6 protein-coding genes and 1 pseudogene are annotated in these 6,862 nt (G+C 57.5%); 6 read left to right on the plus strand and 1 reads right to left on the minus strand.

The genetic code is table 11. The features are described 5' to 3' along the window. The first annotated feature begins 203 nt into the window (after positions 1-203). From VR74_RS15335 to VR74_RS15350, 4 genes are all read left to right on the plus strand, one after another. The gene (locus tag VR74_RS15335) at positions 204-1,097 is read left to right on the plus strand and encodes a LysR family transcriptional regulator (protein ID WP_299950792.1); all 894 of its coding nucleotides are present in this window, start codon (positions 204-206) and stop codon (positions 1,095-1,097) included. After that, entirely contained in the window at positions 1,045-2,061 is a 1,017-nt protein-coding gene (locus VR74_RS15340; protein ID WP_299950795.1) for an alpha/beta hydrolase, read from the plus strand. Before VR74_RS15335 ends, VR74_RS15340 begins: the two co-directional genes overlap by 53 nt. A gap of 7 nt (positions 2,062-2,068) precedes the next feature. After that, on the plus strand, positions 2,069-3,088 hold the full coding sequence (locus VR74_RS15345) for an NAD-dependent epimerase/dehydratase family protein (protein WP_045698305.1): 1,020 nt from the start codon (positions 2,069-2,071) through the stop codon (positions 3,086-3,088). Positions 3,089-3,178: 90 nt separating this feature from the next. Then, positions 3,179-4,000 (plus strand): SDR family NAD(P)-dependent oxidoreductase, encoded by an 822-nt coding sequence (locus tag VR74_RS15350; protein WP_045698307.1) that lies wholly within the window; start codon positions 3,179-3,181, stop codon positions 3,998-4,000. A gap of 287 nt (positions 4,001-4,287) precedes the next feature. Here VR74_RS15350 and VR74_RS15355 read toward each other — a convergent pair whose 3' ends face one another. Further along, positions 4,288-4,734, minus strand: a complete 447-nt coding sequence (locus VR74_RS15355) for an Rrf2 family transcriptional regulator (protein ID WP_045698312.1) — start codon at positions 4,732-4,734, stop codon at positions 4,288-4,290. A 269-nt stretch (positions 4,735-5,003) separates the two neighbouring features. Here VR74_RS15355 and VR74_RS21595 point away from each other — a divergent pair. Together VR74_RS21595 and VR74_RS15365 are read left to right on the plus strand one after the other, a co-directional pair. Next, positions 5,004-5,890 (plus strand): annotated as a pseudogene (locus VR74_RS21595) (NAD(P)/FAD-dependent oxidoreductase). Between the two features lie 19 nt (positions 5,891-5,909). Beyond that, positions 5,910-6,590, plus strand: a complete 681-nt coding sequence (locus VR74_RS15365) for a class I SAM-dependent methyltransferase (protein ID WP_045698309.1) — start codon at positions 5,910-5,912, stop codon at positions 6,588-6,590. Positions 6,591-6,862: the final 272 nt, after the last annotated feature.

Genomic DNA, 6,862 nt, shown 5'->3' on the forward strand with positions numbered 1-6,862 from the left:
TGAAACCGCCGGGCTAACAAATCTGGTGGACCACTGCTGAGGGGCAGGCCAGCGTCCCCAGTTAGCCTGCTTTCCTAATAAAATGATCTGTTCTTTGGTGTGGCGTATGACTGTTTGCATAGCCGTCACTTGGCCAGTAGACCAGTGGTGAACGCATTCACGGGCAGGTTTAATTCGGACCTGCCCCAACCGGAAGAGCAGTATTGGCGGTATCGCACCTTGATGATATGAAGCTATTCTATGCCGTGGTCGAATACGGCGGGTTTCGGCCTGCGGCGCAACGCCTCGGCTTGTCGGCCTCGACGGTCAGTGATGTCGTACGTCGGCTGGAGGAAAGTCTTGGCTTGCGGTTGTTGAACCGCAGTACCCGCGGAGTCATGCCAACAGAGGCGGGCCGCCGTCTGTTATTGGGCCTCAAGCCTGCCTTTGAAATGATTGACCAGACAGTGAGCGGCCTGCACGACGATGCAGAGCAGCCCGCAGGTCCGTTGCGGTTGACGGTACCCGCGATTGTCGCGCGTTATGTACTGCCACAGCTTCTGCCAGGCTTCTTGAACGCCTGTCCAGACGTACACGTCGAGGTGATGGTGGACAATGCGGTGGTAGACATCATTGACGGCGGGTTCGATGCGGCGATCCGTTATGAGGAGCGCGTGGCAGCCGATATGGTCGCCGTTCCAATTGGACCGCGCCAGCAAAGATATGTCGCCGCCGCGGCGCCTGAATATCTTGCAAGCAGGGAGCGACCGGAGCATCCGAAGGACCTGTCGAACCATCGTCTAATCGGACATCGCATGGACAATGGAACCATGGTGGCGTGGGAGTTCGAGCAGGGGCGGCGTGTCATTCGCGTTACACCTGACGGGCCTTTGGTCAGCTCATCGGTAGAGTTGCGGGTGGCGGCGGCTGTGGCGGGCGTCGGCCTGATCTATACATTTGAAGATGTCCTGCGAGTGCAACTCGAAGTCGGCACCCTGAGCCCGGTTCTTGAACCATGGTGGCAATCCTTCCCCGGCCCAGTCCTTTGCTACCACGGCGACCGCCATGTGCCAGCCCCGCTTCGGGCTTTCCTCGCGTACATTCAGGCAATCGGCTAAACCATCTCAACGGCGCCATTGTCCGGTCAGGCGTACGGCCTGTTGGCTAATGAACGGGTACCCGCGCAGACTGCGTATGCCTAAATTCATGAGCATGAACCAGGAAAGTGACAATATGGCACCAGATGCGGCAAACGTCGTCTCTGACGAACTTGTCGAAATACGCGGCTTGCGTTTCCATTATCGCGATTGGCCGTCGAAGCGTGCCGGTGCGCCAAGTCTTGTTCTTCTTCACGGCTTTACAGGCCATGCGCGGTCTTGGGATCCGTTCGCCGAGGCCATGACTGATCGCTATCGCGTATTGTCTCTGGACTTACGCGGCCACGGTGAAACCGGCTGGGCTGGCCCAGGCGGATACAACATTGATGCGTTCGTCGCAGATATTGATTGCTTTGCGCAAGCGATGAAGCTTGAGAGCTTTTCTCTGGTCGCTCTGTCCATGGGTGGCCTGGCAGCAATGGTTTATGCGGGCCAACGCCCGGCGGCGCTTGCGTCTTGCGTTCTCATTGATTTCGGCCCGGAGATTGACCTTGCCGGCATTGGCCGCATTCAGTCCAATGTACATGCTCCCGACACGTTCGCCACACGCGATGAAGCATTTGCCGTTGCACGCGCTGACAGTGATCGGCAGCCTGAAGCCGCGCACAGATTACGTTCCGATGCCGGATTGATGCGGACTGAAGATGGCCAGTGGACCTATCGTTATGATCGTGCCTTGCGTGTTCCAGGCGAGCTAAATCTGCCGAACCCGGAAACAATCTGGCAAACCATTTCTCACATTGAAGTGCCCACCCTGATCGTGCGGGGCGCGCTCTCGGATATTCTGTCTCCAAAGGTCGCGCAGAGGATGGTCGAAACTATTCCGGATGCGCGTTTGGAGACCGTCGCCGCCGCGGGGCATGGCGTGCCCTATGACGCGGCCGAAGATTTTTTGGCGGTAACCCGCAATTTTTTGAAGGGATAACGATCAAATGCCAAGCACTGTACTTGTAACCGGCGGGACCGGGTTTATTGGCGGCTGGACGATTGCAGAGTTGCTCAAGCGCGGCCACAAAGTGCGCACGACACTGCGCAATCCAGACAAAGCCGACTGGCTCCTTGCCCAGCTATCTCGAGAAGTTGACCCGGGTGATCGTCTTTCTTTTTTCAAGGCTGATCTATTGAGCGATGATGGTTGGGACGCTGCTGTGGAAGGGTGTGACTATGTGCTTCATGTCGCCGCGCCAGTTGGTGTTGACGCACCGCGCAACCCCGATGACCTGATCATCCCTACGCGTGACGGCGCGCTTCGCGTCCTCAAAGCTGCATGCAAAGCAAACGTAAAACGTGTGGTGCTGACGTCTGCGATTGAGGCGTGCAGGCCTCCACTCAGGAGCCCCGACGGCGTAAGCGACGAGAGCCTTTGGACTGATACGAAAGATCGTGGCCTCGGACCGTATCGTATCGCAAAAACGCTGGCGGAACGCGCTGCCTGGGACTTCATGAAAAGCCAATCCGAGCCAACAAGTTTGACCACTATTTTGCCAGCCGCTGTCCTTGGCCCGGTATTTAGCGATCAATACCCTCATGCGTCGCAATTGGTTCAGCGCATGCTGCTGGGAAAGCTCCCGGCCCTTCCACCCGTTGGGTTCTGCGTTGTCGATGTCAGGGATGTGGTGGATCTGAACATTCGCGCCATGGCGGCGCCCGAAGCTGCGGGGGAACGCTTTATCGCAGCGAGCGACTGGATTTGGATGGCCGACCTTGCGGAAACATTGCGCTCCGAGCTGGGTGAAAGCGCCAGCAGGGTCCCCACCCGTCGTGTGCCAGGTTTCGCATTGCGACTTATGGCTCTGCGCGACCGACCAGCGCAGTTCATCGCACCGCTCTTGGGGCGCAAGCACGTCTTTAGCGCCGCCAAAGCGCAGGCGGTGCTGGGATGGCGACCACGCTCGGCGGCGGAGACGGTTATTGATTCAGCGCGCAGCGCCATTGCGGTCGGTGTAGTCTGAAAAAATAAGGCGCGTGGGCGCAGCGCCGAGGCGATCCATGCATACCCGCCGTCGTGAACGACGGAGTCCAGCTTAAAATGAAAGGTCCGCATGACTCATCCAGACAACACGCAAGATCGCCGCAACGGCCGCAATCGGTTGGCGCTCGTCACCGGTGCATCCTCCGGCATCGGCGGAGCTTTTGCCCGGCGGCTCGGTGCTGACGGATACAACATCGTAGCCGTCGGACGCCGCCGTGATCGGCTCGAAGAGCTTGCCGCCGCGCTTCCGGACGTCAAGGTTATTTCCCTGGTCGCTGACCTCGGCACCGAAGCAGGCGTGGAGGCTGTCGCCGATGTGTGCGCGAGAGAGGAGATCACCATGCTCGTCAACAATGCCGGCGTTGCGCACTATATGCCATTTACCGAGCTGCCCGCCAACAAGGCGAGCGAGCTTCTCCACGTAAAAGTCGTTGCTCCAACGATGCTGGCGCGCGCTGCGGCGCCCGGTATGGTCGCGCGCAGTGAAGGCACAATCATCAACGTGTCGGGCATGCTTGCGTTCAGTGGGCCCGCGCCTATCGAAACGCTGCCGCTTCGGCGCGCTGTATACACTGGGGCTTTGGCTCACATTGTGGCTTTATCGCAGGCGCTGCACGAGGAGCTGAAGACTCAGGGCCTGCGGATACAAGCGCTATGCCCGGGTGTGGTTGCAACCGAGTTCCACGAACGTCAGGGTCTCGACCTCAGTGCTGTGCCTCGCATGTCGGCGGACGATGTCGTGACCGCCAGCTTACGCGGGCTGGCCATCGGCGAGGTCCTTTGTGCTCCCGGCGTCGAGAGGGTCGATCTACTCGACGCGGTGTTTAAGGCCGAACTCGTAGCATTCGCAGCGCAGGCACCGAGACTAGCGGAGCGTTACCGCGCCCCATAATAGACGTGCTGCTGTTCGCGCCAAGAAGGGCGAACCGGCTCTTGCAGAGGCTGCTGCCAATGTCCTTGCATAGGTTTAAGCTACCTTGCTGGACGAAGGAGAGCGACATCTCTTCCGTGCAGTATCCCACGTCGATAGGCCGAAAAAAATGCAATAAAGCTTGACCTGCTTCCGTAAAACTGGACCATTCGATTTGGGAAAATTCTCGTTTAGCATGGGGGCTGCGGAGCGAGGAAGTCCAAGTCCAATTTCACGAGGTCACGTCACTTCCATGTCTGGACGCACATTTACTCGTGATTTGAAAATTGGTGCTGTCCAGTAAATCCAACTTTTGGCTCAGAAATCTTATCCAGAGAGATATCCTTCATTCTGGCAATCAACAACGCTTCGGTTTCGTGCATGGTCGCAGATAATGCTGCGTTGACGGCGCGTTCAACCTTGCAGTTGGGCCTGTTGTTTCGTAGCCCAAAGGCAAACACATCCGAATGCCCCAGCGCTTCATAGACATCAAACAGGGTGATTTCTGAAAGAGGACGCGCGAGCGTCCAACCGCCGCCGCGGCCTTTACCCGAACGCACGTGGCCTGCGTTCCGCAATCCGGCCATCGTGCGGCGGAACACCGCCGGGTTTGTCCCCATCGTCTTGGCCAGCAACTCGGAGGTCAGCGGTTCCTTTACCTGATCGAGATGTACTAGCACGTGCAATACGCCGGAAAGTCGCGTGTCCCTGTTCATTAGATTATCCTTGGGGTCCCTCTGTTTGATGCAAACGGGCCAGTTGACGAAGTAAGATCTATAACGTATCTTTAAATGATACATTAGATAAAGCGGCCATGCAATCCCATCTAGGAGCCTATAGGCTATAGCCGGTCGACGGTCGTTGATCCCCGTCCAAGGTTGGCCCGAGATAGTGTGGGCGAGCTCAGCGACGATCGGCAATGTGCTGATCTTGATCCTGTCGAGAGACCCGAAAAAGTCTCGAGTTTCTGAGGGAGACACTACAAATGCAGTATGACGCAATCGTCATCGGCGGAAGCTATTCAGGTATAGCTGCCACGCTTCAACTCGTCGGCGCTCGACGCCCCGTCCTTGTCATCGGCGCGGGTCTGCGGCGCAATCTTTTCGCCAGCCATTCGTACGGTTTTCTGGGTAAGGATGGGTACGACCCATTCGAGATAGCAAACAGCGCGCGGCGGCAGCTGGCGGCCTATCCTTCACTCACTTGGGTGGAAGGAGAAGCGGTTTCGCTCGAAGGGGAAAGAGGCAACTTTGCCGTGAGAACCGGTGACGGAATCATCTACCAGGGCGCGCGCATCCTCTTGGCAACTGGCGTCAAGGATGAGTTGCCCGAATTCGAGGGCCTGGCCGAACGTTGAGGCAAGTCGATCTTTCACTGTCCCTATTGCCATGGTTACGAGCTCGACCAGGGGCGGATCGGCGTCATAGCCACGGGCTCAAACACCAGGCGGAGCTTCTTACGGAATGGGGAGAAGTGACACTGTTTACCAATGGCTCCCTTATGCTCGAAGCAAGTGTGCGGCGGGTACTTTGGGACAAAGACGCCGACATTGAAGAGACCCGCATCAAAAGCGTTGAAGCGACCGCTGACATTCACCTCTCGGATGGTCGATGTCTGACCTTTGCCGGGCTCTTCATTGCAACCCGCACCGTGCCGACGAGCTTACTGGTTGCGAATAGTGGCTGCGTTGTGGAAGAAGCGCCCATAGGCGGTCAAATACTGACCGACGCCACCAAACAAACCTCCGTTCCAGGCATCTACGCCTGCGGAGACGTTGCTTCCATGCCTCACTCCGTGTCGCTCGCTGTCGGTGGTGGTGCGATGGCAGGTATGCTCTTGCACCGGTCACTCGTTTGGCCGGATGCGTATTGAGATTCCAGAAAGGAAGAGCATGCCGTTTAAAAATACTTCCGGGGACGCGGAAAGCTATGCTGACAGAGTCGCGCGGCATGTGCCAGGCCTGAAAGATATGCACCGCATGGCAGGCTTGTTGCTTGCCGAACGGGTGCCGGAACGAGGCCGGGTTCTGGTGCTTGGGGCAGGTGGCGGGCTGGAGTTGAAGGCTTTTGCAGAAACCTATCCGAACTGGCGCTTCGACGGCGTGGATCCGTCTTCCGAGATGATTGAGCAGGCAAAGCTTACGCTGGAGGAAAAGGCGCGCCGCGTGACCTTCCACCAAGGCTATATCGACGATGCGCCCGAGGGGCCGTTCGATGGCGCAGCTTGCCTTCTGACCCTGCATTTCCTGCCAAAGGAAGAACGCATCCAGACGGTCCGCGAGGTTCTGAACCGGTTACGCCCCGGCGCACCGTTTGTAGTAGCGCATCACAGCTTTCCCCAAAGTGGACCCCGGCAAGCTCTCTGGCTGCGCCGCAATGCCAATCTGCTCATTTCTGCTGGTTTTCCCTCTGAACATGCCGAGAAAAATATTGAAGCGATGCGGGAAAAACTGCCCGCCTTGTCTCCAAGCGAGGACGAAGAGATCCTGAGTGAAGCGGGGTATGAGAATATTCAATTATTCTATGCGGCGTTCACGTTCAAAGGCTGGGTGGCCTACCGTCCGGATTCATGAGTGGCGGCAATTTTCGGCGATCAACTCGCGTGCGCCCAACCAGCATCCGTGCGCGCTGAGCACATTCTCGCCTGTGATTTGACGCACTGCTGCGCCGTTGGTTCAATCTATCATTCCCATAATTATCCATGCGCATCGCAGTCTTTCTAGCTGGATTCTAGCTGAGGCCAGTTACCGGGCAGAACTGGGGTCGATGAGGCACCCAATTCATTGTATTTTAATGAGAAAATATGGAGCGGGTGAAGGGAATCGAACCCTCGTCGTCAGCTTGG

The sequence above is a fragment of the Hyphomonas sp. BRH_c22 genome (genome assembly GCF_000961795.1).
Taxonomy (GTDB): Bacteria; Pseudomonadota; Alphaproteobacteria; order Caulobacterales; family Hyphomonadaceae; genus Hyphomonas.